General features: G+C 48.1%; 22 protein-coding genes. 13 read left to right on the top strand and 9 right to left on the bottom strand.

All coding sequences use genetic code 11. The features are described from left to right. Nucleotides 1-133: 133 nt before the first annotated feature. From Pan54_RS14490 to Pan54_RS14480, 3 genes are all read left to right on the top strand, one after another. Nucleotides 134-868 carry a hypothetical protein gene (locus tag Pan54_RS14490; RefSeq protein WP_146504161.1) on the top strand — a complete coding sequence of 245 codons (735 nt, stop codon included), beginning with the start codon at nucleotides 134-136 and terminating at the stop codon, nucleotides 866-868. Between the two features lie 93 nt (nucleotides 869-961). After that, nucleotides 962-1,900 (top strand): hypothetical protein, encoded by a 939-nt coding sequence (locus tag Pan54_RS14485; RefSeq protein ID WP_146504160.1) that lies wholly within the window; start codon nucleotides 962-964, stop codon nucleotides 1,898-1,900. Nucleotides 1,901-1,967: 67 nt separating this feature from the next. Then, a complete protein-coding gene (locus tag Pan54_RS14480) occupies nucleotides 1,968-2,888 on the top strand; it encodes a DUF1559 family PulG-like putative transporter (RefSeq protein WP_146504159.1) in 921 nt (306 codons plus the stop codon). Nucleotides 2,889-3,130: 242 nt separating this feature from the next. On the opposite strand, the gene Pan54_RS14475 is transcribed toward Pan54_RS14480, so the two are convergent. Then, nucleotides 3,131-3,433, bottom strand: a complete 303-nt coding sequence (locus Pan54_RS14475) for a hypothetical protein (RefSeq protein WP_146504158.1) — start codon at nucleotides 3,431-3,433, stop codon at nucleotides 3,131-3,133. A gap of 530 nt (nucleotides 3,434-3,963) precedes the next feature. Here Pan54_RS14475 and Pan54_RS14470 point away from each other — a divergent pair. Further along, nucleotides 3,964-5,877 carry a protein kinase domain-containing protein gene (locus Pan54_RS14470; RefSeq protein WP_146504157.1) on the top strand — a complete coding sequence of 638 codons (1,914 nt, stop codon included), beginning with the start codon at nucleotides 3,964-3,966 and terminating at the stop codon, nucleotides 5,875-5,877. 172 nt (nucleotides 5,878-6,049) lie between these two features. Here Pan54_RS14470 and rnc read toward each other — a convergent pair whose 3' ends face one another. Then, nucleotides 6,050-6,808: a ribonuclease III gene (gene rnc / locus Pan54_RS14465; protein WP_146504156.1), complete on the bottom strand. Its 759-nt coding sequence runs from the start codon at nucleotides 6,806-6,808 to the stop codon at nucleotides 6,050-6,052. Nucleotides 6,809-7,367: 559 nt separating this feature from the next. Here rnc and Pan54_RS14460 point away from each other — a divergent pair. Then, a complete protein-coding gene (locus tag Pan54_RS14460) occupies nucleotides 7,368-8,924 on the top strand; it encodes a Do family serine endopeptidase (RefSeq protein ID WP_165441779.1) in 1,557 nt (518 codons plus the stop codon). A 353-nt stretch (nucleotides 8,925-9,277) separates the two neighbouring features. On the opposite strand, the gene Pan54_RS14455 is transcribed toward Pan54_RS14460, so the two are convergent. After that, nucleotides 9,278-9,949, bottom strand: coding sequence for a hypothetical protein (locus Pan54_RS14455; protein WP_146504154.1), 672 nt, complete (start codon nucleotides 9,947-9,949; stop codon nucleotides 9,278-9,280). Between the two features lie 163 nt (nucleotides 9,950-10,112). On the opposite strand from Pan54_RS14455, the gene Pan54_RS14450 reads away from it, so the two are divergent. The 6 genes from Pan54_RS14450 (at nucleotide 10,113) to Pan54_RS14425 (ending at nucleotide 17,199) form a co-directional block, all read left to right on the top strand. Then, a complete protein-coding gene (locus tag Pan54_RS14450; protein ID WP_146504153.1) occupies nucleotides 10,113-10,367 on the top strand; it encodes a hypothetical protein in 255 nt (84 codons plus the stop codon). Between the two features lie 67 nt (nucleotides 10,368-10,434). Further along, nucleotides 10,435-10,974 carry an NUDIX hydrolase gene (locus tag Pan54_RS14445; RefSeq protein WP_146504152.1) on the top strand — a complete coding sequence of 180 codons (540 nt, stop codon included), beginning with the start codon at nucleotides 10,435-10,437 and terminating at the stop codon, nucleotides 10,972-10,974. A 60-nt stretch (nucleotides 10,975-11,034) separates the two neighbouring features. After that, the gene (locus tag Pan54_RS14440; RefSeq protein ID WP_146504151.1) at nucleotides 11,035-14,109 is read left to right on the top strand and encodes a HEAT repeat domain-containing protein; all 3,075 of its coding nucleotides are present in this window, start codon (nucleotides 11,035-11,037) and stop codon (nucleotides 14,107-14,109) included. Nucleotides 14,110-14,274: 165 nt separating this feature from the next. Further along, a complete protein-coding gene (mog, locus tag Pan54_RS14435; protein ID WP_146506445.1) occupies nucleotides 14,275-14,808 on the top strand; it encodes a molybdopterin adenylyltransferase in 534 nt (177 codons plus the stop codon). A 37-nt stretch (nucleotides 14,809-14,845) separates the two neighbouring features. Beyond that, nucleotides 14,846-15,685 (top strand): hypothetical protein, encoded by an 840-nt coding sequence (locus Pan54_RS14430; protein ID WP_146504150.1) that lies wholly within the window; start codon nucleotides 14,846-14,848, stop codon nucleotides 15,683-15,685. A 59-nt stretch (nucleotides 15,686-15,744) separates the two neighbouring features. Continuing rightward, on the top strand, nucleotides 15,745-17,199 hold the full coding sequence (locus Pan54_RS14425; protein WP_146504149.1) for a sedoheptulokinase: 1,455 nt from the start codon (nucleotides 15,745-15,747) through the stop codon (nucleotides 17,197-17,199). A 23-nt stretch (nucleotides 17,200-17,222) separates the two neighbouring features. On the opposite strand, the gene Pan54_RS14420 is transcribed toward Pan54_RS14425, so the two are convergent. From Pan54_RS14420 to Pan54_RS14405, 4 genes are all read right to left on the bottom strand, one after another. Beyond that, nucleotides 17,223-18,497: a hypothetical protein gene (locus Pan54_RS14420; protein WP_146504148.1), complete on the bottom strand. Its 1,275-nt coding sequence runs from the start codon at nucleotides 18,495-18,497 to the stop codon at nucleotides 17,223-17,225. A gap of 105 nt (nucleotides 18,498-18,602) precedes the next feature. Then, a complete protein-coding gene (locus tag Pan54_RS14415; RefSeq protein WP_146504147.1) occupies nucleotides 18,603-19,100 on the bottom strand; it encodes a hypothetical protein in 498 nt (165 codons plus the stop codon). Between the two features lie 139 nt (nucleotides 19,101-19,239). Further along, nucleotides 19,240-19,743 carry a hypothetical protein gene (locus tag Pan54_RS14410; protein WP_146504146.1) on the bottom strand — a complete coding sequence of 168 codons (504 nt, stop codon included), beginning with the start codon at nucleotides 19,741-19,743 and terminating at the stop codon, nucleotides 19,240-19,242. A 60-nt stretch (nucleotides 19,744-19,803) separates the two neighbouring features. Further along, a complete protein-coding gene (locus Pan54_RS14405) occupies nucleotides 19,804-20,292 on the bottom strand; it encodes a hypothetical protein (RefSeq protein ID WP_146504145.1) in 489 nt (162 codons plus the stop codon). Nucleotides 20,293-20,547: 255 nt separating this feature from the next. Between Pan54_RS14405 and Pan54_RS14400 the strand changes: the two genes are divergently transcribed. Together Pan54_RS14400 and Pan54_RS14395 are read left to right on the top strand one after the other, a co-directional pair. Further along, entirely contained in the window at nucleotides 20,548-21,315 is a 768-nt protein-coding gene (locus Pan54_RS14400) for an SDR family oxidoreductase (RefSeq protein ID WP_146504144.1), read from the top strand. A gap of 71 nt (nucleotides 21,316-21,386) precedes the next feature. Further along, nucleotides 21,387-22,730: an MFS transporter gene (locus tag Pan54_RS14395; protein WP_146504143.1), complete on the top strand. Its 1,344-nt coding sequence runs from the start codon at nucleotides 21,387-21,389 to the stop codon at nucleotides 22,728-22,730. A gap of 53 nt (nucleotides 22,731-22,783) precedes the next feature. On the opposite strand, the gene Pan54_RS14390 is transcribed toward Pan54_RS14395, so the two are convergent. Together Pan54_RS14390 and Pan54_RS14385 are read right to left on the bottom strand one after the other, a co-directional pair. Next, entirely contained in the window at nucleotides 22,784-23,866 is a 1,083-nt protein-coding gene (locus Pan54_RS14390) for a serine hydrolase domain-containing protein (RefSeq protein WP_146504142.1), read from the bottom strand. Nucleotides 23,867-24,222: 356 nt separating this feature from the next. Next, complete coding sequence (locus Pan54_RS14385; protein WP_146504141.1) at nucleotides 24,223-24,720, bottom strand: hypothetical protein; 498 nt, start codon at nucleotides 24,718-24,720, stop codon at nucleotides 24,223-24,225. Nucleotides 24,721-25,209: the final 489 nt, after the last annotated feature.

Raw genomic sequence — 25,209 nt, 5'->3', positions numbered from 1 at the left:
GGTTCCAGGAAATCGACTCTCTCACCACTCGATACTGGCCACTCAAAGAGAGTTGATTTCAAAGTTGAGACATGTGAGAATCAAATGATAACTGAACTCTCCCCTGCTGACTGAAATTTGAGGAGCTCTCTCCATGAAATCGTTAATATTCTCTGCCTGTTTGCTGTTTGCTACTACGACGATGAGTTTCGCCCAGGCTCCCGTCTCACCGACCAAAGTTGCCCCCATCGAGTTAATTGTTGCTGGGATGGAGGATAAGGTCGAAACGCTTGAAAAATTACTGGCAGATCCTGAGAAGTATGATGACAATGAAGAATTCATTGTGCGAGCTGGCGGTGTGCTGGCTTGCTTCTCGCAGGCATTGATTGAACATGAGGGAGGAGCACAGACGAAAATTGCTGCTCCGACTCTCCGTGATGCCGGGCTCGCTTTGCAGGATTATGCAGGGCATGAAGCCTGTGTTGAGCAATTGCAGACAATCAAAACTGCCATGAAGGGGGAAGCTTCGGGCGAACATGAAGAGATGCATCCCTGGGATGAGTTGATCGGGATGTATGACATGATGGAAGAAATGAATGATCGCAATGGGGGTTTATCTCGTTCTTTGCTTCGTACACGCGGTAAAGCTTCAGAACAGCTGAATGCTGCGACCAATGCGATTCTTGGTTTGGCGATGCTGGCTGATCACAGCTATCTCGAAGAGGATTCCCAAGCTGAGCAATGGGACAAGTGGGCGAAGGATGGACAGCAGGCGATGACAAATATGATCGGAGCGATCAAAGAAAAGGACAAAGCGAAAATCGCTGAGTTTTACAAAATCAGTAATCATTCCTGTGATCAATGTCATGAAGTGTTTCGGGCGGAGTGATTGTCGCTTGAAGAAGATGATACACAGGACTCGTGAAAACCCCCGAGCCATGACTGGCTCGGCTCGCCTTTAGTCAGGAGAAGAGGATCAGTCATGATGAGGAACACGCGTTTTATCATTCCCGGTTTGATGATCCTCGTTGGCATCGGATTTTTTGCCGAAACGGTGCAGGCTCAGCGGAATCAACGAGCAAGACGGAGTCGCTCGGAGGAGATGTTGAGGGAGCGTCTTGAAGACCGCCTCAAGACAGACACCACTGATGCGATTAAATTGCTGAATCAGGACTTCACTGCTTTTACAGAGAAGTATCTCGATTCTGACGCCTTCGGCTATTCAGAAGAAAAGCCGGTTCCTTCTGAAATCGAGCGGATGCGAAATGTCCTCAACCTGTTTGCAGCAGCCCCTTTGCTCATAATGGATGAAAATCAGGAAGCAGTCCTGTTCGTCAAAATGACTGAGGAAGAATCGAAAGCGTTTGCCCCACCTTCACCAGTCAAAAAGAAAACCGAATTCGATGTCACCGGATACGGGGATGATATCTCAAAAGTCATAAGAAGTGGATTGGCCGATTTGCAGGCCAAGAATTACCAGGACTTCATCAATAAACTCTATCCTCTGGCCGAATTGGAACAGTTGAAAGAAGAGGAGCAGGAATCGTGGGTTGTTGAACAGCTTTCAGAAAATGAAATTCAATTGAAGCAACTGCAGCAGGATTTTCAGCAGTTGTTGAGCATCGAGGCAACGATCACAAATTTTCAGGGGATGACGTTAGCCGTTTTTCAGATCTCCACAGGCAAAAATTATCCGAATGCGAATCAGTACCGCTATCAATTTGATGAACTTGGTGCACCCAGCGATCGAATTGTTGCGTTCGAGAAGGTCGGCAAAAACTGGCGATTTGTCGATGGCAATAAGCAGGCACGCGAAGCATTGCAGTCAGCAAGAGGAGGCTTGTCACGGGATGGTTTCATTCAATTACGATGGGAACTGAAGGATTCAGAATGGCGAATCGTTGAAATTCCATTTTTTTAATATTTCTCGATGCACAATTCCTTCGTCTGTTTGAGTTAATCACGGAAATGCCAATTGGAGAAATACTATGGAATCGCAGAAACTCCATTCCCAAGGTTTCACAGTCATAGAACTGATGATTACTCTGGCGATCATTGTAGTCATCACGAGTTTAGTGTTACCTACAATCCAGGAATCGCGAAATCAGGCACGAGAACGAGAGTGCATTATCCACCTGAAACAGTTGGGGCTGGCAATGCATAACTATCACGATGTGTATCGCACTTTTCCACCAGGTTGGGTTCGTAAAACACCTTATGCACAATCTCCCAGTGGCTTTGGCTGGCAAGTTTCAATCCTGCCATTTGTTGAAGAGGCACCGTTATATGATGCCATTCGTCCTTCTGCCCCTAATAATGAGGGTGCATTGGAGTATGTGGAAGCGAAGTACCTGAAGAGAGAAATTTCAACTTATCGCTGTCCGGCAGACTCCACTCCAGTGACTAATCCGATGCGCGGCGACTGGGGGACTTCCAATTATTCAATGAATTATGGAACGGAACCTGTCCCGCGAATGACTCCTCTGGACGGCTCAATGAATTGGCCCGGAGCATTGCCTACACGCCTCCACACTAACGGGATCGGCTGGTGGAACAGTCGGGTTGGTTTTAGAGATATCACCGATGGAACCAGCAACACATTGATGATTAGCGAGCGTTCCGTGAAAAGCGCGGCTGGCATCTGGCCGGGGGTGCGGTCGAATAGTTCAGAAACCGATCAGGTAACCGACACAAGCTACGGCAATGAAATCAATTCCGGACTGAATTCATTTTCAAGTCCACATCGAGGTGGAGCCAACATATTATTATGCGATGGCTCAGTGCGATTTCTCAGCGATCAAGTCGATTCACAACCTCGTGGTCCTGGACAAGGCGACGTCGGAGGCCTTTTTCAGAAATTAGGCTGCCGAAATGATGGTCAGGTTGTGGGTGAGTTACCCGGAGAATAACCAACGCGTCAACAAACAGGGGGCTTGAGCATTGCCCCCGTTTAAAATCTCTTCCAGCAATAAACCCGTAGGTCAGGCTGTGCCTGACGAAATCATGGTTCGCAAATTCTGAGCGTCAATACGCACTCAACTCGTCACTCTTCTACCCGAGTTGAACGCACTGCCGGGTTGCCAGCAGTGGACCCCTTCAACTCTCGATTGGTCTTGGCAACTTATGCCGTGGTCCACTTTGCAAATTGCTCTTAATAAGTTGGCAGTGGATCCATTGGAGCGAAAGCTGTGGTTGGGTAAGGAGTGCTGTAGGTTGGATATCCACCATAAGCAACTGGTCCATTGCTGGGAACTCCCAGGTTAACGCTGGAACCTGTTGGGCTGTAGTAGCCACCACCGCCCGTTGGGGCTCCATAAACTCCGCCAGCTGGTGCACCGCAAGCACCGCCGCATGGTGAGCAGCCGCCGCCGTAGCCGGCACAGCGTGATCGGAAACATCCAACAGTCGACATCAGCATCAAACCAGTGATCGCAAGTGTTGCCAGGCGAGTCATTTTCGAGGTTCCTTTATGAAGGGATTTGTGAGCCTGTTCTGCGATTTTTACCACATCGCAGGCTCAGCAGTTCAGGGTCTTGAATGGTGACAGACATTTTCATGTCTGTCTTGAGAAAGGTTTTCGTAACGAAACGCGTACCGGATGGGCAATCAAATGTGCGTCTCGTTGAGTCGGAAAAGTACGGGAAACCATTGAAAACGGTCAATCGAAATTATTTCAATTCTCGGAAAGACTGGATGTTTGATTAAAGTCGAAACTCTTACTTGCGTTTGAGCCTATTATTACAGTCTGAAACGCCGTTGTGCGTCTCTCTGAAGAACCGTTGTAATCGTTACAAGTTGGCTCGGAATTCCTTCTTGCACAGTGACTCCAAAAACAAGAAACAGCATTTCGACGGTTTTTGACCTAAAGTTGATTTGCACCCTCTTCTGGAAGAGTTGAAATCCTGAGGTTGATTTCCCATTCAGAAGTTCGGGCACAATCTTGCTATTCCCGGAAATATTTCATCCATCCAGGTCGGGCCGTTCATGAGTCAGCAGACAACTTCACAAGTGATTGACTGGAGTGCGATTCGTGTTCAGCTTCTCCCTGAAGGTGCAGAATCGCTGCTACCATCCTCCTGGAAACTTCCCATACTGCCTCAGGCAGTATCCGAATTTCTGCAGCACGCCAGCAATCCCAATTATGACATTAAAAAGCTGACGAAAATCGTTGAGCAGGACACCAGCCTGTCATGCAAATTACTCAAGCATGTCAATTCATCGGCCTTGGGATTGCGTCATCGGATTTCTACAATTCGAAATGCCTTGATGGCTTTGGGGATTCGGCGAAGCAAAATGCTGATTCTGACAGCTGCTGTGCATGCAACGGTTAAGAAGTTCAATTCCCGTTTATTCGATCTTCATGAATTCTGGGCGGATAATCTGGAGCGAGCCAGATTTTCCCGAGCGGTTGCCGAGAAAATTGGCGCGGATGTCGATCTGGCTTATACCGGAGCGATGCTGCAGGATTTTCTGATCCCGATTCTCGGCCATACCAATCTCAAAGAGTATGTTTCCTATTGGAATGACAGTCACAAGCCTGTTTGTGATCTGTATGAGTATGAACATAATAAATTCGGTGTTCAACATGCCCAGGTGGGCGCTATTTGCCTGATGAAGTGGAATGTCCCAGATGATCTGATCTGCAGCATTCTTTGCCATCACATGGATTATGAGCATCTGGATCGTTTAGGACTGGTCGGTACTCACGTGCAGGCCGTCGCGGCTTCATCACTGATACCGACTTCGATTTTGCAGCATCGGGAACTGGCGATTCCGCTATCGATCTGGGATCAACACGACAGCGGATACGATTTGTTCGAAATTGCTGAAAAAGTCGATTCTGAATACACAACTGAAAAAGACGCCGGCAGTCATCGGGAATCGTTAGCCGTGCGAATTGAAGAATGCCTGATGAGTCATCTCTCCAGCGGTGGGCTTCTAACCGAGTTGAAAAATCGTCAGCTTGGAAATTATATCTTGGAAGAGTGCATTGGAAACGGTGCGAGTGGGTCTGTGTATCGTGCCCGACATACGATGATGAATCGCCCCGCAGCTGTGAAAGTGCTTTCTCAGGAAAAACTAACCGAAAGTGACATCGCCCGTTTCGAGCGGGAAGTGCAACTGACGAGTCTGCTGCAACATGCCAATACCGTTTCCATCTATGATTTCGGTCGGACGAATGATGGAATGTTCTATTATGCAATGGAATATGTGAACGGGTATTCGTTGAAACAACTGGTGCAATTATACGGTCCTCAGCCTGAAGGACGTGTGATTCCTATACTTAAGCAAGTTTGTGGTTCAATCGAGAATGCTCATCGAGCCGGGCTGGTGCATCGCGACATCAAACCGGAAAACATTCTGCTTTCACGTAAGTTGCACATGTCCGATCATGCGACCGTTCTCGACTTTGGACTGGTTCGAAATTTGCAGGAAGAAGACGGCTCCAATGAAAAAGTCATTACTGGTACTCCGCTGTATCTGGCTCCCGAGACAATCAGTACGATGGGAACCAGTTCGATATCGAGCGATCTCTATGCCATTGGAGCGGTTGGCTATTTCCTGTTAACTGGACAGCCATTGTTTACAGGAAACAACGCCGTGGATATCTGTCTGAAGCAACTTTCTGAAGTCCCAATCTCCCCTTCTAAACGACTCGGCCGTAAAATTGATGAAGATCTCGAACGACTGATTATGAATTGCCTCAATAAGTCGATAGAAAAACGACCGGATTCCGCTTTTGCACTGGCCGAGCAATTGGCGAGATGTGAGCAGGTCTCATTCTGGAATGAAGATCAGGCAGCCGCCTGGTGGGAGGCTCAAAGTTCATTGCCCGAGGAAACTCGTCTGGGAGAAAATGATCCGACATTGATTTGCGACCTGGATGAGACAAAGTAGCAGACTGGGTTATCAAACCGTCGACAAAAAAATCATAAGACAGATTTTTTCCATGAGAGCATTTCTAAATGCAGTGTGCTTTCGCATGTACGATTATTTGCTTAAATCGCTGCATTTGCTCCTGCTGAACGCTACAGGTAATTTTTGAATATGCTCTGGGATTTATCTCTGATCAGTTGATCGAGTCGGGATTGGCAATATTTTCGTGCTGATAGGGGATGGGATCGTTCTGCAGTTGGCAGAGTGCATTGAGGGCGGCTTTTTGTTCGGCTTCTTTTTTGTTGGCTCCCCAGGCAGGGGCAAAAGTTGTTGGTCCGACGACGGCGGCCACCAGAAAACTTTTGTTGTGATCCGGCCCGACCTCTTCGACAAGACGATAAGTCGGAGTTTCGCTCAGCTCTTTCTGCGTGTATTGCTGGAGCAGACTTTTTGAGTTCCGAATATGTTCGGACTCAGCCGCATGAGAGATCAGATGTTCGAGATTACGATTGATAAACGCAAACGCAGCCTCAAAACCTCCATCGAGATAAATCGCCGCGATAACGGATTCAAAAATTCCTGCCAGAACCGAATGGGGAAGTTCCGGCGACAGATGCAGGCCTTTGCTCATCAAAACGAATTGCTGCAAACCGAGAGAAATCGCTGCTTGAGCGCATGCTGTCCGGCTGACCACTTCCGATTTCATTTGCGTTAATGGGCCCTCTTCGTCGTTTGGGTTGAGGGCAAATAGTCGATCGCAAACGATAGCCCCGAGAATCGCATCTCCCAGAAATTCCATTCGTTCATTGGACTGCAGCCGAGTCGGTGCAATCGAAGCGTGCGTTAAACTCGTCTTCAATAGCGATCTCTGTTTGAATGTATACCCCAGTGTCTGTTCACAGGCAGTCAAGAGAGCTTCGCTCAGAAAGCTATCGTCAGATTCCGTCGTCATGTTCAATTCGATTTCGTGTCAGATCAAAGGCTGAAAGAGCTGAATTCGCTCTGGAGACTGGAGGACTTCGTACTAAAAGGTGAAGTCACCGAAATAATTCTAAAAATATTCCGGCTTCAAGAATAGCAACTTGAGCAGATCAACGGCATAAGAATTATCGTGATTGAACCAAGTGTCGGAAATCTTTCGACGATTCAAGTCGGCCCTGCTGCCAATGGCATTCTCTGAGTTATGAACATTAAACCTCTGTCCTTTATAAGGAAATGGAAGGAAAAAGAGTGAATTCTCGGATATTCGGGCAGCGCGATACCACTTTTCCTGCTTGACTTTTAATCCCTGCATACATACTGCTTGATGTGGTCTGGGAAATTGTATCCAACTGGCATTGAGAATTGCTTTCAAATGTTTAAAACAAAGTTATTGGAAAATTTGTTCCAGCGCACGCCCTGGTGCCTGCGTAGTTAAGTATTGATCACTCAATGTGGTCATCTCCTCGCGGGCAACCTACCAATAAAGACTTTTCATGCAAGTCTCGCCAATTCAAGGAAAGGACACAAAGATGAAATTCAGGACACCGGATTCCCAGCTCAGGCAAGGGAGTTCAAATGCATTAAGTGTATGGGCCATGGCTGTTTCGGGCTTATGCCTGGCTATTGCAGCTGCGATTACGATTGGTCAGGATCGGGGTACGCCGATTTCGCCGAACCAGGAAATTCTCTCTGCTCAGGATTTATCAACTGCCTTCCGAACGATTGCCAAAGAAACATTTCCCGGCATCGTCGCGATTGAAACGCGTGGGATCGCTGTCGAGTCGACCGGCGGAGGTTTGAATCTCGAAGACTTCTTCAAGAGCGATCCTCAGTTCGAGAAATTCTTCAAACAGAATCCAAATCTGAGACCGAAATCCGATTCTCAGCCGAAGCGAAAAGTTGTGCCTCAGGGACAGGGTTCCGGATTCATTATCGACACTGAGGGTCACATCCTGACTAACAATCATGTTGTGGAGGATGCCGAACTGATTACCGTTCGACTTTCCGACGGTCGCGAATATGAAGCGAAACTGATCGGGACCGATCCACGTTCCGATGTCGCTGTCATTAAAATCGAAGAGGAAGGGCTTGAACCAATCCCACTCGGTAACAGTGACGAAACCCAGGTGGGCGATATCGTGTTGGCCTTCGGGAGTCCGTTTGGACTGGAATTGACAATGACTCAAGGCATTATCAGTGCCAAAGGTCGTGGCCCCGGTATCAATGAACGAGAAGATTATCTGCAGACCGATGCCGCGATTAATCCGGGTAATAGTGGTGGCCCGCTGGTCAACCTGCGTGGGGAAATTATCGGCATCAACACTGCGATTTCATCCCGCAGCGGTGGCTACGATGGTGTCGGCTTCTCAATCCCAATCAACATGGCCAAATGGGCTGCTGACCAGATTATGGAAAGCGGATCTGTTCGCCGTGCTTACATTGGTGTGGTTATTCAGCCGATCAATAATGCCTTGGCGAATCAGTTGGGGCTGCATGTGAATGAAGGAGCCATTGTCTCACAGATTATTCCAAACTCTCCTTCCGACAAAGCGGGTCTGGAAACAGGCGATGTGATCCTGAATTTGAATGGTCGCTCTGTCGGTGGCACACGAGAATTGCAGGGTATTGTCGAGCAGCTTTCCGTGGATAAATCGTATCCAATGGAAGTCTTCCGCAATGGCAAAAAGAAGAAACTGACGATCACGATGGCTGAAATGCCAAGCACACTTTCACTGACTTCTGGAGACGAGGGTGATTCTCCCGAACGTCAGGAGGAAACCGAATCGTACAATGCCGAGAGTCTTGGCTTAAATGTTCAGGACTTGACTGACGACCTGGCAGAACAGTTTGGATATCCTGAGAGTGCTTCCGGCGTGATTATCTCTTCTGTCGAAGCGGATGGAGTGGCCGGGCGAAACGGATTGCAAGTCGGAGAATTGATCGAAAAAGTCGGCCAGAAAAAAATTGGGTCTCTGGAAGACTTTCAGGCAGCCATGAAAGATGCAGACCTCGACAAAGGCGTGTTGATGCTCGTTCGTCGGGGGAACTTCACGCGATTCCTGGTCATCAAATCCGATGCCCGTTGATAGCGAAGTAATTCGCTGAGTGTGCAGGTTGAAAAGCCTGAAACATCTTCAGAAAAAGGAGTGAGTTGCACGTGCGACTCACTCCTTTTGTCATTGAACGATCTAGAGAATATTCAAAGATGAACTGCAGCGTCCGGCAGGAGCAAACACAGCGTTTTCAGGGCATTGGCAGTCCAAGCGACTGCAGAAACCATTTGACAATGGTCTCGTGCTTTGTTTCCACTAAATATTAGGATGCAACTGGCTTTGCCAGTGCCTTGTAACTTCGGTGTTAGTCTCGACTTGCACTGGCGAAGTCAGTGGCACACAAATCGAAGTATTAATCGGAACGATCCATTCGTAATCAATTCTGGTTATCGGAAATCTTCACTCGTGAATGTTTCATCTGTGGCAATCGTCACTTCTGTAATGGTGAAACGTCCATTCCTTTGTGGCGTTCCTTCAACTGTGACCAGGCTGCCAGGTTTAATGTATTTGGCATCAGAAAGACTGATGGAAACGGAGATGTTTTTTTTCATGAGAATGGGAGCGGTGTTTTTACCGGACAATGTGATCAGCAGTCGCTCGAAATCTGCATAATCCGGATCAGGTCCTCGTCCAGTGATTTCTCCCGAGATGAAGTAATCTCCTTTGCTTGTCCCCGGTTTTGGGGGAGCTTTGGCGAACGTTCCGACCGGTAAGCGTCCTTTCAGTTCAGGATAGACGACGAATGATTTCCCCATCAAAGTTTCCTGGTTGGGACGATTGATGATCCCTTTCACAAAGAAGCCATTGACCAGCATCGACTCATCTGATTTCGCTCTAACTTCGACCGGGACACGTGAATTGAGCAGGAACTCTTTCTCTTCGCCATCTTCAGTGGTTATGATCAGCGTTTTATTACGGCCTTTTGCATCCAGGCTAACCAGCTTGCCTGTGATGGTCTCTGTCTCTGATTGAGCAAAACTTGATTGCGAGTTCAGAAGAAACGACGCCATTAAAAACAGGCATAGATGATGAGTCAATATTCTGTTGTGAAACAGCATGAATAGCTCCTTGATGAAGAACGAATGTTCGTTGATGGGTTTAATTCATTACAACGGTCTAACCCTTCGACTTCAACCCAAATGTACTTTTAAGTGATTGTTGAACGATTCAATTGAAGACACTCGTAATTTGCGAGCAGTCATTGATAGCAAGTGAATGAGTATGGTCCAGTCTATTCCACTCGAAGCAGAATCATTAAATGCTTTTACCGAATTCGCAAAAACTCGAATTCAATCGCAATCTGAGGAATCACTTCAGGAATGTCTGGCCGTATATTGCGAAGTGCAGGAACTCAAGCAAGCGTTGGCTGAGATTGGAACTCTCCATGAAGCGGCAGCAGGATGTGGGTATTCTCGCAATGAGTTAGAAGCCCAATATCAGGCCCGGCTCGATCGTTTACTAAACCTTCCTGAGTAACTTTTGCCAGGGTGCAGGGGACTCTCAAAGAATACTGATCAGCCATCCCAAAAAAGAGGTTGCGGAAATGTCGAAAACAAAGATCCTGTACGAAGGTCGCTTTCTGGAACTGGTGGCACAGGGGAAATGGGAATACGTCCGTCGCAATAATTCCACAACCACCATCGCGATTCTGGCATTAACGCAAAATGATGATTTGTTGTTTGTGGAGCAGATGCGTCTGCCTGTAGGGGGGCCAGTCATCGAATTGCCGGCTGGTTTAGTCGGAGATGATGGTGATGTGACCGAGCAGCCAATTGTCGCCGCGATCCGGGAGTTGGAGGAAGAAACCGGCTACACGACTGAAAAAATTACCGAACTCGGCACTTTCTGTTCCTCGGCAGGACTGACCAATGAACAGACCACAATGTTTCTGGCGATCGACTGTCGTCAAATCGGCTCTGGAGGCGGTGTCGCAGGCGAATCGATTCAAATTCACAAAATTCCCCGAAAGAATGCTGCCTCCTGGCTGCTGGATCGCGTAAAATTGGGAGAACTGATGGATGGAAAAGTCTGGACTGCATTAGCACTTGCACAACGTCGCAAGTGGAAAGTGCCTAAAAACTAAATCAGAATCCGCAATAATCGTTCTGTCTCATAAAAGTGGATTCTGACTCCGGGAAACGATATGAAATTGAGATTACGACAATGGGTTCGTACCCTGTCAGGGTTTTATTTTGGGTGTCTAATCGCTGCAACGCACTCCGTTGTCGTGCTTTATAACGTTCTGTACCCGAAATTTAGACATTGGCGAACGACGAGTGCTTTATCGATCTGCCTGTTACTGGTGAGCTCGCAGACGCTACAAGCGGATCAGCAGTTAGAGGAAGAATTTCCGCCCATTGAAGGAACGGATCAGGCTGAGGTTCTCGAAAAGTATCGAACCAAAATTGAGCAAATCACAACAGAACTCTCGGCCTTGCAGCTGAAAACTCCCACGTCTCTTTCCTTAAAAGCTAATGATTATGCGTGCTATTTCGACGCCCCCTACTTTGCTCAATATCGGAATGGGAATCAGCAGTACCGATTTCTGATCGGGAGGCTGGTCATTCTGAATGAATCCAAACAGGAACTCTCTTTCAATCCGCGAACTGTGAAGTTGACCGTCGATGGGCAGGAATATGAATATCGACCAGTTGAGGATTACACAGGGCACGCTACATTCCGCAGGCAAAATCGGCATTACAATTTGACCGAATTGAATGTGCCAGAATTGTTGACGATTCCTGCTGGCAAAATTGCTTCTTGTTGGATTGTCTTTAACGAACTCGATCCCGGCTCGGATACCCCTCAGCTCGATTTGGCCTGGAAAATGGGAGACCGTCCTGTATCGGTGAATCTCACTTTAGCTGCTCGTGCCCAAATTGAATGGCGTCAGGAACAGATTGGCCCACATGGAATTATCGCGGTCGGCACAATTCACGGTGAAGTGAATCCACTGAATCTCTCGACGATCATCAATCAGATGATTGATCTGGCGACGAAGAAAGTGGCACGGGTCATTATTCATTTCGATGAAGAGGCGCCCGAACCCGATCCGCATCTTCAACAATGGTTTGAGCTGGCTTCACGAATGGCGGGGCAGAACTCTACCCAGCAAAACACTTGGGAATTCCCGCCGATCCCCTCGTTAATTCAGGAATTACACCTCTCCAATTTTCCGGGCAACAGTAATTATTATTCAGGAAATATTGCCGCGAATAAGCACAAAACACTCAACGAAGCCTACATCGCTGCTTCTCATTCCATATATCAAACGATTCCCCAGAAGGATCTGATTGAGGAAATTCGTTCTGGACATCGCCTGTCTCAATGTGCGGCTTTGATTTACGGCTCCGTACGTTTACCGCGCACGTTCTATCCGGAAATTGCTGAGATTATCACTCATTCCGATGATCTGGATTTGCAGAAAGCAGCACTTACGGCTCTGGCAGAGTTTCCACAGTCAGAATCGCTCGAACTGCTTCGCAAGTATGCTCTGGATCCGAACGAAGAACGTGCTCAGGCAGCGTTAATCAGTCTGGGAAGTTCTCGTTTTCCACAACATCATCAGACATTGCTCAAGATGCTGCAGAATGAGGAGTCGATCCAGAAACAAATCGTGAAAACAATGGCGAATTTTCCACGACCGCTCTGGTCAGAAACGCTCGAACGCTTTGCCCGCGAAGGGGACGATGAAATTCGACAGGAAGCCTTGCGGGCACTCGATTCTCTGGGGCATCCCGACTTGCGAAGCATCCTGACAGAAATTCTGGCCGACGAAGACGACCCGCTCAAAACAACCGCTCTGGAAATTCTCTCCGGACAGGATGATGAACAGAGCCGTCAGTTAGTCATTAATTATGCGTTGAATCAAATTGAACATTCCTACCCGGAACCTCAATCGTTGACAACAATTACCCGCTTTCGCGCGCAGCGGGCGATTCCAATTCTGCTCCCTTACCTGAAGCAGGAACATCCCCATCGAAATCAGGTGGTGCAAACATTAACGGCCATTGGTGACAATCGGATTATCGATCCGCTACTCGAATTGTATCCCGATTTGAACGCTGCCGAACAGCAGACGGTCCTGCGGGCAGTTGCCATTATCGACGAAGGTCGATTTATGAAATTTGCTCCAGAGGCTTTGAAATCGAACGAACAGCAGAATGTGTCTGTGTTAATCAGCCTGTTGCAAGGATCTGCCAGTGAAGACGCAGTAACCGCGTTAATCGCGATGATTGAAGAATTGCCTGACGAAAGTTCTTCAAAAACTTCGCTGATCCGCTCCCTCGGTGGTTTTTCCAATCGTCAATCGCGGGAATTTTTGACGAATCTCCGGGATAAGTCTTCCGAACAAATCAGTCGCTCGGCTGCAGCCGCCCTCGAAACCTCTTACTCCCGTTCTCCATTGAGCCATATTTATCAACAGGCACTCTCGACATTACGTAGCGGGAAAGCGGATCTGGCGGTTAAACAGTTAACGCTCGTACTCGATTCCGATCCAATTTACCCTCAGGCTTTGCAGGCTCGAGCACAGGCTTATCAGAATCTAGGTGACTTCGATGCCGCTCTAACGGACTATCTAAACGTTTTGAAAATCGATCAGAAATGGCCATCGGCTCAGGGATCAACCGGGCAATTGTTAACGTCTCTGACTCGCTTCGAAGAGGCTCGAACTTATCTCGACAAAGCGATTGAGCAGGAACCCGAAAAAGCTTCCTGGTATTCTTCGCGTGGTCATGTCTATTCGATGCTCGAACAATTTCCGGAAGCCGAGGCGGATTATCGTAAGGCATTAAAAATTGATCCCGATCTCATGACCGCTTTAACGGGCGTCGCGCTGTCGTTGGCAATTAATGGTAAGATTGATGAAGCCATCGAACAGTTGAAACAGGGACGTGAGAAACATGGGGACGATTCCATCTTTGCTTACAACGCCGCCTGCACATATGCCAGGGCGATGGAATATGTGATTCAGCATCCTGAACAGTATGTACCAGACGAGCATAAGGCACGGATTGATCGCCTGCGCGATTTCGCATTTGAAGAACTTGATCGGAGTGTTGAACAGGGATATCAGGACAGTAAATGGACACAGAACGATCCTGATCTCAAAAGCCTGCAGGATGATCCTCGTTTTGCGAAAATTCTGAAAACAATGAACGACCCCAAACCAGAAGATGCGAAGACCCTTGGCCTGGATCTGGATGTAAAACCATAATATCTACATTCGCTTAGATGCCATTTAACAAGCACGAAGCGCAAGCGAGTGTGTTTTAAAACATATTTTATCACCACCGCTCTCGCTTCGTGCTTGTAGGATTATTGAACTTCTTCCCCAGCAAAACAACATTTCATGAATGACCTGCAGAATCGCTCCGCCCCCATAAGTAAACCAAAAATTGGAATCGTAACCGTTTCAGATCGGGCGAGCCGGGGGGAATATGAGGATCTCGGTGGACCTGCGATATTCGATTATCTTCAGACGGTGCTCGTGACACCTTTCGAACCGCGAGTCGTTGTGATTCCCGATGAACAATCTCTGATCGAAGCCGAACTGTGTCGACTGGCCGATGAAGAACTCTGCAGTCTGATCATCACAACTGGAGGAACCGGGCCAGCAGCCCGTGATATCACTCCCGAGGCGACGGAAGCCATTTGTCAGAAAATGATGCCGGGCTTTGGCGAGTTAATGCGAAAAGTTTCCCTCGATAAAGTCCCGACGGCGATTCTTTCCCGGCAAACCGCTGGCATCCGTAATGGGAGTCTTATTATTAATCTTCCCGGAAAGCCGAAAGCGATTGCCGAATGCCTGGACGCTGTATTTCCGGCCGTGCCTTATTGCATCGACTTACTGGGCGGTCCTTATTGGGAAACGAATCCCGATCATTTGATTGCTTTTCGCCCGAAACAAAAGTAGCGTGCAGTGTCACGATTGTTTTTTCAAAGGGCCAGTCATGCGATATTCAATTCCAATCTTCCTGCATATACTTCTACTCACAACGATTGCTTCAACTTCTTATGCGGATGAGAAACCACTCCGGTTGACGTGGGAGAAAAACATCCTGCAGATTCATGGCGACTCCATCCCGGGTGGCGTGATTGAGATCTGGTATCTGGAAGCCTATTGCCGTCCCGGTTCGACGGATCGAGACTGGCATCAAACCGTGATTCCTCACGAGACGGTACTGATTTCCAGTAATGACGACGGGGCTCAACTTCAGTTGAAGTGTAATTTGGAAGATGGAGTTGAGGTTGTTCACACGATAAAAAGCTCTAGCGATGAAGTCACTTTTCAAGTCAAAGCTCACAATCCGACAGAGAAAGTATCTCAGGCTCATTGGGCACAACCCTGTATGCGTGTCGGAGGATTTACTGGCTGCGATGATCCTGCTGAAAAGTACGCTTACATTCAGAAAAGTTTTGTCTTCCTCGATGGCAAACTTGCGATGATGCCAACGACTCCCTGGTCGACGACCGCTCGATACATTCCCGGGCAAGTCTGGGCGGCTCCCGGAGTGGATCGCAATGATGTGAATCCGCGGCCATTAAACACCGAAATTCCCAGCAATGGATTGATCGGTTGCTTCAGCAAAGACGACTCGATGATTCTGGCGATGGCCTGGGAACCGTATCAGGAATTGTTTCAGGGAGTGATCCGCTGCCTTCACAGCGATTTTCGCATTGGTGGCCTGAAGCCGGGCGAGACAAAAATGATCCACGGCAAAGTTTACCTGCTGCCAAATGATATTGAGGGACTGTTGAAGAGATATCAGAAGGATTTCTCAAATCAATAATGAAATGAGAATGGTCTCTTAACGAAATTGCAGACAGTTGCTGTAAAAGATGATTGAAAATGAAATCCATGAAATATGTGATTGGGTTGGATCTCGGTACAACATCGATTTCGACGGTTGCGATTGAACAATCGGGCAAAACTCTGGCAGCTGTGAATCATGCACACGAAGCAGCGATAAAGTCTGAGGATGATCGAGTCGCAGTTCAATCGACAGATCTGATGCTGCAGGTTTCGCAGAAATTGATTCGAGAAATTGTCCAGTTCGTCGATTGCTCTCCAAGTGCCATCGGTCTAACCGGACAGATGCACGGCTTTGTCTGTTGTGATGCTTCCGGATTCGCGATTTCCGACTTCATCACCTGGCAGGACAAACGAGTGCTTGCCTCTACCGACATTGAAGATGAAACGTGGTTGAGTGCGTTGCAGAAACGCTTGCCTGAGAACCTGCAATCGAGATTGGGCTGCCAGATTCGACCGGGATACGCCTTGGCAACGCTGGACATGCTGAATCGTTCCGGGCAATTGCAGGAGAAGCTTCATCATATCTCTGATATCACAGACTGGATTGGAAGTCAGTTAACCAGCACTCCTGCCCGAATTGACCCAACATTTGCAGCTTCCTGGGGTGTCTATAATTTGCAGCAGAAGTCGATTGATCAGGACGTGATTAGAGCAGCGGGACTTAAACCGAAATGGTTTCCTCTGTTGGAGTCGAACTGGAAAATACGCGGGACTACGACAACGCAGATAGCTCGAGAATGGAACTTGGCAGAAGGAGTGCCGGTCTTAACTGGAATTGGAGATCATTCTGCTGCAGCACGGGCAACGATTGAAAATCCTGAGAATGACCTTTTAATGAATGTCGGCACCGGTGGGCAAATCGCCTGGTGCACGAAAGACATTCAACCAACGGATGAGATTGAAGTTCGACCATTTTCAGAAAATCTGTTGCTGAATGTTGGCGCGGGATCAACTGGCGGAGAGGCCTGGTTCTGGTTTGCAGAATCTGTGCAGCAATGGTTTCAGGAAATGGGAGTTGAGCTCTCTTATACCGAAGTGCTCGAACGGCTCAATCGATTAAGTCAGGTGCCCGCAGACATCAATAACATTGAGCCTGTTTATTGGGAACCGTTTTTTCAGGGAACTCGAAATGAGACTTCGCGTCGAGCTTCAATCAGCAATATCGGTCGCCACAATTTCAACTTGAGTGAAATGGCACGCGGACTTTTATGTGGGATTGTCGATTCGCTGTATCGGGTTTATAAAAACTCAAAGAACCCACTAACCGATTTGAAACGTCTTATTGTGAGCGGGAATTATTTTGAGCATCACGAATGGCTGGCTCAATATCTTGCGAAACGTTATCGCATCGATGTGGTCACGCCAGATTTTAAAGAGCAGTCTGCCGTTGGAGCCGCGATGCTGGCTGGAAGAGAAGTGTTCAAGAATGAAGACCTGTGGAAGCACTTCCCGATTTCTTACCGAACGCTTGCAAAATCATCTCATCATTGAAATCTGAAATTGATGACGATCTGTTATTGCAGTAGTAATCCATCGCGCGATCTGCGATCGGCCTGGTCAGCAGTGGATGAATTTCCCGGTTGCGGTTGAGGAGCCGAGGAAGGACTTCCGGTGTCAAATCCCGGAAACGGAGGAGCGACGGATTCATCTTGAGCAGTCGATTTCGCAGCCGCGTTCACGGTGCGATATTCTTCAAGATCCGCCTGTGTGAAGTAGGGAGACTCCCGCTGATTCTCAGGCTCCGCGGTGCTGCTCGTGATCGAGACTTTGCCTGCGGTGCCATTCTGATCTGGCATTTTGATGAACTGATTCTGCATCCAGGCGCCGGAGGGCTGGTCGAGTTCGTACTCGGTAATCGCTTTAGGCTTGTCGCGTAGTGATCTGTTTGCGACTGCGGTCGGGTGCTGCATCAACTGATCTCGCCCGAGATGCTTAACGGGGCAGCCTGCGATTTGGGGAGCTTCCCACAATGAGGAGGGCATATGAGGCGGATTGATTTCGACACCATTGAGTGTCAGTGTCATGGTTTTATCTTGCTGAGCCCAGTTCAACTTGATGTGGCGAGGCAGTTTGGCCGATGTGTTCGGGAATTTTTGATAGTCAGTCAACTTAGCACTGGCGACCAGGCGATGGTCGGCATCGAAAAGTTCATGCTCGCGAACTTCTCCTTTTCGCAAATCAACCGTTGTGATTTTGCGAACAGTGTGTCCGGTTTCATTCGTATGATGACTGACCAGTTTCGCGATATAAGGGTTTTCGGGGTCACGGAGTAATTCTGCATTCGCTCCATCAATTTCTTTCACGCCGAGAACTTCCATCATCCAGTCGGGTTGGACAGGGACGGGCAATTGTTGCTGCATGACGGCGAGATCTTGATGACAGACGGCCAGAATTGCCTTGGGTTCCATTTCCCGCATCCAGAACCAGAGGTCAGTAGAATTCGAGCCAATTTCGACTTCGCTTTGACCAGACAGGGGACCAGAAACGGTCATCCGCAAATGATTCGGCTCTTCAACGGCAATCATCGCTTTGAGGGGAACTGGTATTCCAGAAACTCCCACCTGAGCAGAGGTCGCCCGCCAGGAGTGAATAGGAATCGTGCATTCGTTAACGACGGCCAGAATATCTTCTTTGGTGGCATCGGATGGGATGCGCGCTGTGCCGTGAAACATCGCTGGCCACTGTGGGGGCATTCCCCAGGATGAAAAGCGGCAACCAGGCAGGACACACAGTCCAATCAGCATCACGCAGCGCAATACGCTGTCTGTTATTGCTGAGCGGTTCGTCACTGCGGCCTCCTTGCCGATTCGTCTCTGTGAAGCGTCATCCCCGCGAAGACACAGCCATTTCTGAAGTTCATCCAGAAAGGTGGTCTCTTGGGCAAACTAAGATCATTAAGCAGCGTTACGCAAAGGTTGCTGTCCTAAGGTTTGAATTTCCGCTTCCAGACGAGCCACTTCACTCTGGCTCAATGCTTCTTCAGTAATTTCGTAAGTTCCTTCGCCACGAGCACCTTGAAGCTGCATGATGCGAAGACCTTCGGATTCGGTTGTTTGTTCGTGAATCAGCTGCTTTTTGCGGACGAGCAGGAGCGCCAGAACATATCGTAATTTTTTTTGATAGTCGTTGGCCTGTTCACAATACTCCGTGAATAATTCGTAAAGGCGATCCAAGTCGAGGTACCCGGCTGGTTTACTTTCCGGTTCCGGCACTTCAGTCCGCCAAACACCTAAGGCTCCTTCGGGAACTCCTTGCCAGGCAGCCGAAGAGAAATCGAGCCGTTCGAATCGGCCATTCTTTTCGACTAGTACCGAGTAACACAGGTCACCCGGTTGTAATGGTTCTCCACTGTAGGAGCAAGTTTTAGAGAGTGGTTTGAGGCAATAGTCCATGACATTCGAACCAGTGAATGATAAAACGATGAAGAAAAGGTGACGCTGGACGAATGTAGGTAAATTTCCCGCTTGAGGTAAATACTGAAAATGCCTGTTTCTGTGTGTAAAAAATGCAAAAATGGTAACCACCTGGGGCTCAATCTTTATTCTCATCAGGCTCGATGCAATGTCCGCCATGTTGAACCATAATCGTTTGTACTGTGTGCGGCTGGATTTGACTTTGTTTAGAGCCAAGTCGATTGAAATCCACAATCACTGCCGTTTCCTGGGATTTCAATCGGGCATTCAACAGGTCTGTCACATCAGGTTGAGATGTTCTTCGCAGCATGACCGCAGCAAATACGAGAAATAAAATTGTACCGCCAGACATCATGGCTATAAACAAAGGCGGAGGCTCACTGACCATCTGCTGAATGGCCAATACTCCTATGGCGACAACGAATAGTGCCAAACAAAGCAACTGAATGATTGCCATTGGCGAAAGAGAGGATTCATCAAGTTGATGATGGTCGTAAAATCTGACAAACGGATTTGAACTGGTCCTCGACTGACCAGCGACTGAGCCCCGCATTTCAATTTCTGAAGCCGCGGATTCCGCTTCCTGTTTTGAATTAAAAATACCAACAATTGGTCTGGACATGTTTCCTCTCCTTTATGGGGAACCTTTTCTTTCACTCGCTATTTCAAGTGGACTGTCTCGTTACATGGAAATCGATTTGTTCATCGGATGCGGAACATGCAGATCGCTGTCCCGCGTTTTCCAGGCCAGCATTGCATTTTGCTCTTCAGTGAATTTGGCCAGATCTTCCAAAAACGTAACCATCTCTGCACCTTGCAACTGCTGGGCGATCTGATGATAAAAGACGCTCAGAGATGTAAAAAACATGTGTGTTGTAACAAGTAGATCTTCCTCATATTCAGCATGAGCAGGATCGAGCTTATGAAAGAAACCCTGGATTTCTTCATCCGGTATGAATTGAACCCATGTTTCCATGATGGCAGGATCTTGATCGATAATTGAACTTAACAGTCGATTCTCAAAATGCTTTTCACAATCGCGGATCGTTTTCAAAATCATCTGCCCTTGCGGATCGTCAGCAGGAACCACTAATGCAGCCAATTCTCTTCCAAACTGAGTGTGTAATCCCTGAATGCGGTCGATCACTTGATGAATTTGCAGATAAGACATAGCTGTCACCCCTCTTAAAATAGAATTTCCTCATCTCATCAATGGTGCATGGCGTGTGCCAAATGAAGAGAGAACTCTTATCTAAGGGAAATGTCAGTCTAATTCTGCTTATTGGCTCGAAATCTGAGCGATTTCTTCTCAGACTGAGTGTTCATCGATCAATTTCAAGGCGCACTTGTGCATTTTTTTGGGGTGCAATTTCAACTTATTGGCCTCACTCCAATTGTCAGCAGTCTATATATGGGTTTTTAATCAATGGATCTTGGTGTAAAGAATTGCACGGCTGTGATCACAGGAGGGGCTTCCGGAATTGGTTTGGCCATCGTGCAGGCATTTCTCAGCGAGGGATGTCGAATTGCGATTGTTGATTTGAAGCCACCAGTCGATTCCAGTCTCCTCGATAATGAGCAGGTTCTGTATTGTCCCACAGACTTAATGGAACTCCACGCATGTGAGAAAACAGTCGAAAACGTTGTGAGCAAATTTGGTGGAATCGATTACCTGATCAATAATGCAGGGACGAATGATTCCGTGGGATTGGAGTGTGCCCCCGAGAGATTTTCAGAGTCTCTCCAGAAGAATCTCGTTCATTATTTTTCGATGACTCATTATTGTCTGCCGCATTTAAAAGCCAGTCCCGCCGGAGCGATCGTGAACATCAGTTCGAAAGTCGCAGTGACTGGCCAGGGGGGAACCTCCGGTTATGCGGCTGCTAAAGGTGGTGTCAATGCGTTGACCAGGGAGTGGGCTGTTGAATTGGCGCCAGCTGGAATTCGGGTCAATACGGTTGTTCCAGCAGAAGTCTGGACAAAAATGTATGAGAACTGGCTGGGGAAGACTGCTGATCCTGCGGCAGAAAAACAAAGAATTGAAGCAAGCATCCCCTTGAATCATCGCTTTACCACGCCGGAAGAAATAGCCGCGATGGTTGTGTTTCTGGCTTCGGCTCAGTCGTCTCATACGACGGGACAAATTGTTTATGTCGACGGAGGGTATTCTCATCTGGATCGTCGTCTACAATAGTGTCGTGTTGCTCGACGGATTTTCATGAGCGATCCTCTCGACCTGTTCCACTAACTTTTTTAGAGTGCATTTTGCAAAACGACAACGTCAACTCCGAGCGCACTTCTGAGACGCCGACTCCTGAAATATTACCGGTTGGTATTGAGCAACAGCAGGAGCGAACGGAATGGGAACTCTGGAATTTGCTCACGCTGGCAGCTCATCATGTTTTTATGAGACTGGCCTGGATCTTCAAAACCGAAACAGTCATTATGCCAGCCTTTCTGGATGTGATTGCGGGAGCGGGCTGGATTCGCGGTTGTCTGCCGATTTTTAATCGGATCAGTCAGAGTATTGCCCCCGTCCTTGCCTCAGCAAGTTTGCGGAACATGCCCTGTAAAGTCCGCATGATGAAACAGACCACCATGCTGATGGCGTTTCTGTTTGGCTGTCTTTCGTTTTTATGTTTGAACCTTGGCAAAGAAGCGATGCCCTGGTTTCCGGCTGTCTTTCTCATCATCTACGCCATGTTTTTTGCTGCTACTGGTGTCAATCAGCTTTCCTTCAATACCTTGCAGGGAAAATTAATCAGACCGCATCGAAGAGGGCGCCTGATGTCGATTGCCGGCATGGCAGGCTCGCTGGTGGCCATGGTGGGGGCTTATTTTCTGTTGACGGAATGGCTGGCCATTCCCGAAGGTCGTGGGTTTTCCTGGATTTTCGGTTTCACTTCGCTCTGTTTTGTTTTTGCCAGTGCGATCCTGTGGATCGTTCACGAACCGGCAGACAAACAGGGAACAACGGAGTCTCATCCGGGCAAACTGTTCCGCAATGTCTGGCGAACTTTACGCGAAAATCGTTCGATGCAACGCGTTGCACTGGCGGCGATGCTCTTTATCTGTACGCTTCTGCTCTTCCCGCATTACCAATGGCTGGGCAAGGAAGTCCTCGGGGCCGGTCCCACGGACCTGATGATGTGGGTGATTGTGCAGAATTTGTCCGTGGGAATCTTCAGTTGGATCACAGGGTATTACGGAGACCGCTATGGTTATCGTATTGTGATTCGTGTGGAGATGTTCGCATTGGCATTTGTTCCGATTGTTGCGATTGGCCTTTCCGAAATACTGACTGCCGAAACGAGAGGCTGGTACACGCTCACTTTTCTTCTACTCGGGTTGACTCCCGTGACAATGAAAACGATGTTCAATTATGTCCTTGAACTTGTGGAGGAGGAGCAGCATCCCCACTATTTAAGCACTCTCAACGTTTGCATGGCGGCTCCCTTATTCTTCGCCCCGTTGGTTGGCTATCTGATCGACTGGAACTATCGACTGATTTTCCTGATTATCGCAGGAATCGTCTTTACCGCGGGCCTGCTCACCTTCCGCATGGATGAGCCGCGCCTACACCTCAAAAATGAATCGGTACATAGGTAGAACGCATGGGAGGAAGATATCCTCCCTCTAAAAAACAGGAACTCTGATATCTTTCAGAATCCATATTTACTCTTGGCAATCTCATCGACGGCACTCTCGATAGAGCTATTGAGAAACTGATTGTCTTCGTTGTAAGACTCATCTCGTCGGCCATTGCATAATACCACAACATTGAATCCATCGATTCGCTGGAGAGCCATCGCAGTTGTTCCGGGTAAACTTCCGAAATACGTCCAGTAATATCGTTGTGGATTACGAAGCTTACCATCGAGCCAGTATTGTTCCATGTACTTGCACAGTGCGGGAGCCGAGGCGATTAGTCCGCCATGAGAATCCATCACTTCCACGCGAAGTGTTTTGATGGGGTATTCCACTTCTCTCGGATCCCAGTCACGCGGACGATCCCGGCCTTGCTGAATGTCTTTGATGCCAAGCGGATCAAACAACTTTTCCTGAACATACTTTTGGTAAGGCATTCCCGAGGCTTTTTCGACGACTCGTCCCAGCAGGCAGTATCCGAAGTTGGAATAAGACGAACGGGAGCCGGGATCGAACTGCAGCGGTTTTGCCAGCATAAAGCGAATCATATCTTCCGGCTGAGCTTTCCCCCGCAGCCGATATTGCTGTTCGACTTCGCGAGCACGAAACATAGGGTCAAACGTTTCATCACGATCCCAGCCTCCTTCATGCTTGAGCAGATGAGCCACGGTGACGTCTCGCCAGCGCGGATCAAACTCTTTCTTACGTGGTTCACTCAATTCCAGCAGATCGAAGATTTTGTCATCGAGAGAAAGTTTTCCATCCCGAATCAGAGTTTTGATGGCCGAGGATGTGATCGACTTACTGACACTGGCAATCCGCATCAAGGCATCGGCTGGAGTTTCAATCGTGTGCTCCGTATCTTTCCAGCCATAACCCTTAGAGTAAATCATTTTTCCATTGCGGGAGATCGCAATCGTGACGGCATCGCAGCCGATCAGTTTCTGAAATTCTGCGATCGCTTCGTCGATAGCTGCGAATTGTTCGGAGTTATCTGGGCTATTTCCGGGTTGTTCTGCATTGAGGGAAGATGTCAGGAATACTGCAAGGAGACAGAACCAAATCAAAGACAGACATGAAGTAGAGAATCGTGTCATCTTGAGATCTCCTTGAATCAACCTAAGATCGCCGAACAAAACTGAAGACAGATTGTATGAAAACTAACTAACCATCAAAATCGAATTTATAGAACCACAGAGACACAGAGGGCACGGAGAAGTTTTGTAGTTCAATGCGTACCCAAGTTTTGAATATCTTGATGGTTACAGATTTTCCCAATTGAAAAATCTCTCTGTGGTTTTCATTTTCTCAAATTCGTAATGTCGATTTATAAATTCTGATCCAATTCATGATATTGGGTTTGTTTAAGGCTCTCAATAAAAAAAGGGTATGGCAAAGTTATTCACTTCACCATACCCAATGTTTTGTCGCAATGATATTCCAGGAGAGTCAATTAGACAGGCTCAACTTCTCCGTTTGGCAGCACCTTCATGCCGGGGCCCGCTTCCTGTGGGGGACGGGAAAGAATTCCCACAGTGATCGCTTCGTCGGAATCACTTTCTTTGAGGACGCCGACGATTTCGATCATGTTGCCTTCTTCAATGGTCAGGCCGAGGTCGTCGTTCAAGGTGCGGAAAATCAAAGAATCAACACGCTTGAAGCAATTGAGCAGATCTTTCAGATCAAACTCAAAAGCCATGCGGGCACGTTTGCCGTCGTGCTTGCCGCCAAACATTTCGCCATCGCCCAGATAAAACAGGACCTGCCAGCAGTTCTCGTTAAAACGGCAGTCGTATCCGACGCGGGCGGCATCGGCTACTGGCGTGAAGAGGTCGGCGGCATCGTAAATGAATTCGGTCAGCCAGCCGGGGCGAAAACTTTTCTTATCTCGGTTTTCCGCCCACTGTTCGGCTTGCTTAATGAGGTTTTCAAGTGAGGTGTGTGAATGCATTGTTCGGGTCCAAATTGAGTCTGGTAGTCGATCGTTGATGCTGTCCATGTTTACAGAATTCCGTCCCGGAACATGCAATCCCTGCATTAAATCACTCACTCGTTAATGTCGATTCAAGTGCAACATTCATGAGTCAGTTTCAGCAATGGCGGCTTATCAAACCAGCCCTGCTGGGGTGCTCCAGTGTTTTGAAGGCAGAGCCTCGCCCGCTCTTCGGGCATTTGCGATGAAAGTCGATTCGTGGTATCACCACATGATGACTTCGTCGGTCCTTCAACAAAAGCGATCCTGCTTTGAACTGTTCCTCGAATGACTCCTGTCAATCGCGGCGAAGGTGGAGAATTCATTTCTCACACAGAAGCGTTTCGCCTGCAGAACAATCTCTCGCGTCCTGCAAGAAGTATCGAACCGGATGAGGGTCTTACGCCAATAATTTTTTCAGAGAGGCTCGACAGGCCCCGAATCGTGCCATAAATCAGGAACGTGCCA

The sequence above is a fragment of the Rubinisphaera italica genome, from assembly GCF_007859715.1.
Classification (GTDB): Bacteria; Planctomycetota; Planctomycetia; order Planctomycetales; family Planctomycetaceae; genus Rubinisphaera; species Rubinisphaera italica.
This window is presented reverse-complemented; position numbering and strand designations above follow the sequence as displayed.

Excerpts from the sequence above, each read along its gene's own strand:
- Pan54_RS14470 (WP_146504157.1), top strand. The coding sequence starts at position 3,964 with ATGAGTCAGCAGACAACTTCACAAGTGATTGACTGGAGTGCGATTCGT.
- Pan54_RS14455 (WP_146504154.1), bottom strand. The coding sequence starts at position 9,949 with ATGCTGTTTCACAACAGAATATTGACTCATCATCTATGCCTGTTTTTA.
- Pan54_RS14490 (WP_146504161.1), top strand. The coding sequence starts at position 134 with ATGAAATCGTTAATATTCTCTGCCTGTTTGCTGTTTGCTACTACGACG.
- Pan54_RS14405 (WP_146504145.1), bottom strand. The coding sequence starts at position 20,292 with ATGTCTTATCTGCAAATTCATCAAGTGATCGACCGCATTCAGGGATTA.
- Pan54_RS14460 (WP_165441779.1), top strand. The coding sequence starts at position 7,368 with ATGAAATTCAGGACACCGGATTCCCAGCTCAGGCAAGGGAGTTCAAAT.
- Pan54_RS14440 (WP_146504151.1), top strand. The coding sequence starts at position 11,035 with ATGAAATTGAGATTACGACAATGGGTTCGTACCCTGTCAGGGTTTTAT.
- Pan54_RS14385 (WP_146504141.1), bottom strand. The coding sequence starts at position 24,720 with ATGCATTCACACACCTCACTTGAAAACCTCATTAAGCAAGCCGAACAG.
- rnc (WP_146504156.1), bottom strand. The coding sequence starts at position 6,808 with ATGACGACGGAATCTGACGATAGCTTTCTGAGCGAAGCTCTCTTGACT.
- Pan54_RS14410 (WP_146504146.1), bottom strand. The coding sequence starts at position 19,743 with ATGTCCAGACCAATTGTTGGTATTTTTAATTCAAAACAGGAAGCGGAA.
- Pan54_RS14450 (WP_146504153.1), top strand. The coding sequence starts at position 10,113 with ATGGTCCAGTCTATTCCACTCGAAGCAGAATCATTAAATGCTTTTACC.
- Pan54_RS14415 (WP_146504147.1), bottom strand. The coding sequence starts at position 19,100 with ATGGACTATTGCCTCAAACCACTCTCTAAAACTTGCTCCTACAGTGGA.
- Pan54_RS14445 (WP_146504152.1), top strand. The coding sequence starts at position 10,435 with ATGTCGAAAACAAAGATCCTGTACGAAGGTCGCTTTCTGGAACTGGTG.
- Pan54_RS14430 (WP_146504150.1), top strand. The coding sequence starts at position 14,846 with ATGCGATATTCAATTCCAATCTTCCTGCATATACTTCTACTCACAACG.
- Pan54_RS14425 (WP_146504149.1), top strand. The coding sequence starts at position 15,745 with ATGAAATCCATGAAATATGTGATTGGGTTGGATCTCGGTACAACATCG.
- Pan54_RS14480 (WP_146504159.1), top strand. The coding sequence starts at position 1,968 with ATGGAATCGCAGAAACTCCATTCCCAAGGTTTCACAGTCATAGAACTG.
- Pan54_RS14390 (WP_146504142.1), bottom strand. The coding sequence starts at position 23,866 with ATGACACGATTCTCTACTTCATGTCTGTCTTTGATTTGGTTCTGTCTC.
- Pan54_RS14400 (WP_146504144.1), top strand. The coding sequence starts at position 20,548 with ATGGATCTTGGTGTAAAGAATTGCACGGCTGTGATCACAGGAGGGGCT.
- Pan54_RS14475 (WP_146504158.1), bottom strand. The coding sequence starts at position 3,433 with ATGACTCGCCTGGCAACACTTGCGATCACTGGTTTGATGCTGATGTCG.
- Pan54_RS14485 (WP_146504160.1), top strand. The coding sequence starts at position 962 with ATGATGAGGAACACGCGTTTTATCATTCCCGGTTTGATGATCCTCGTT.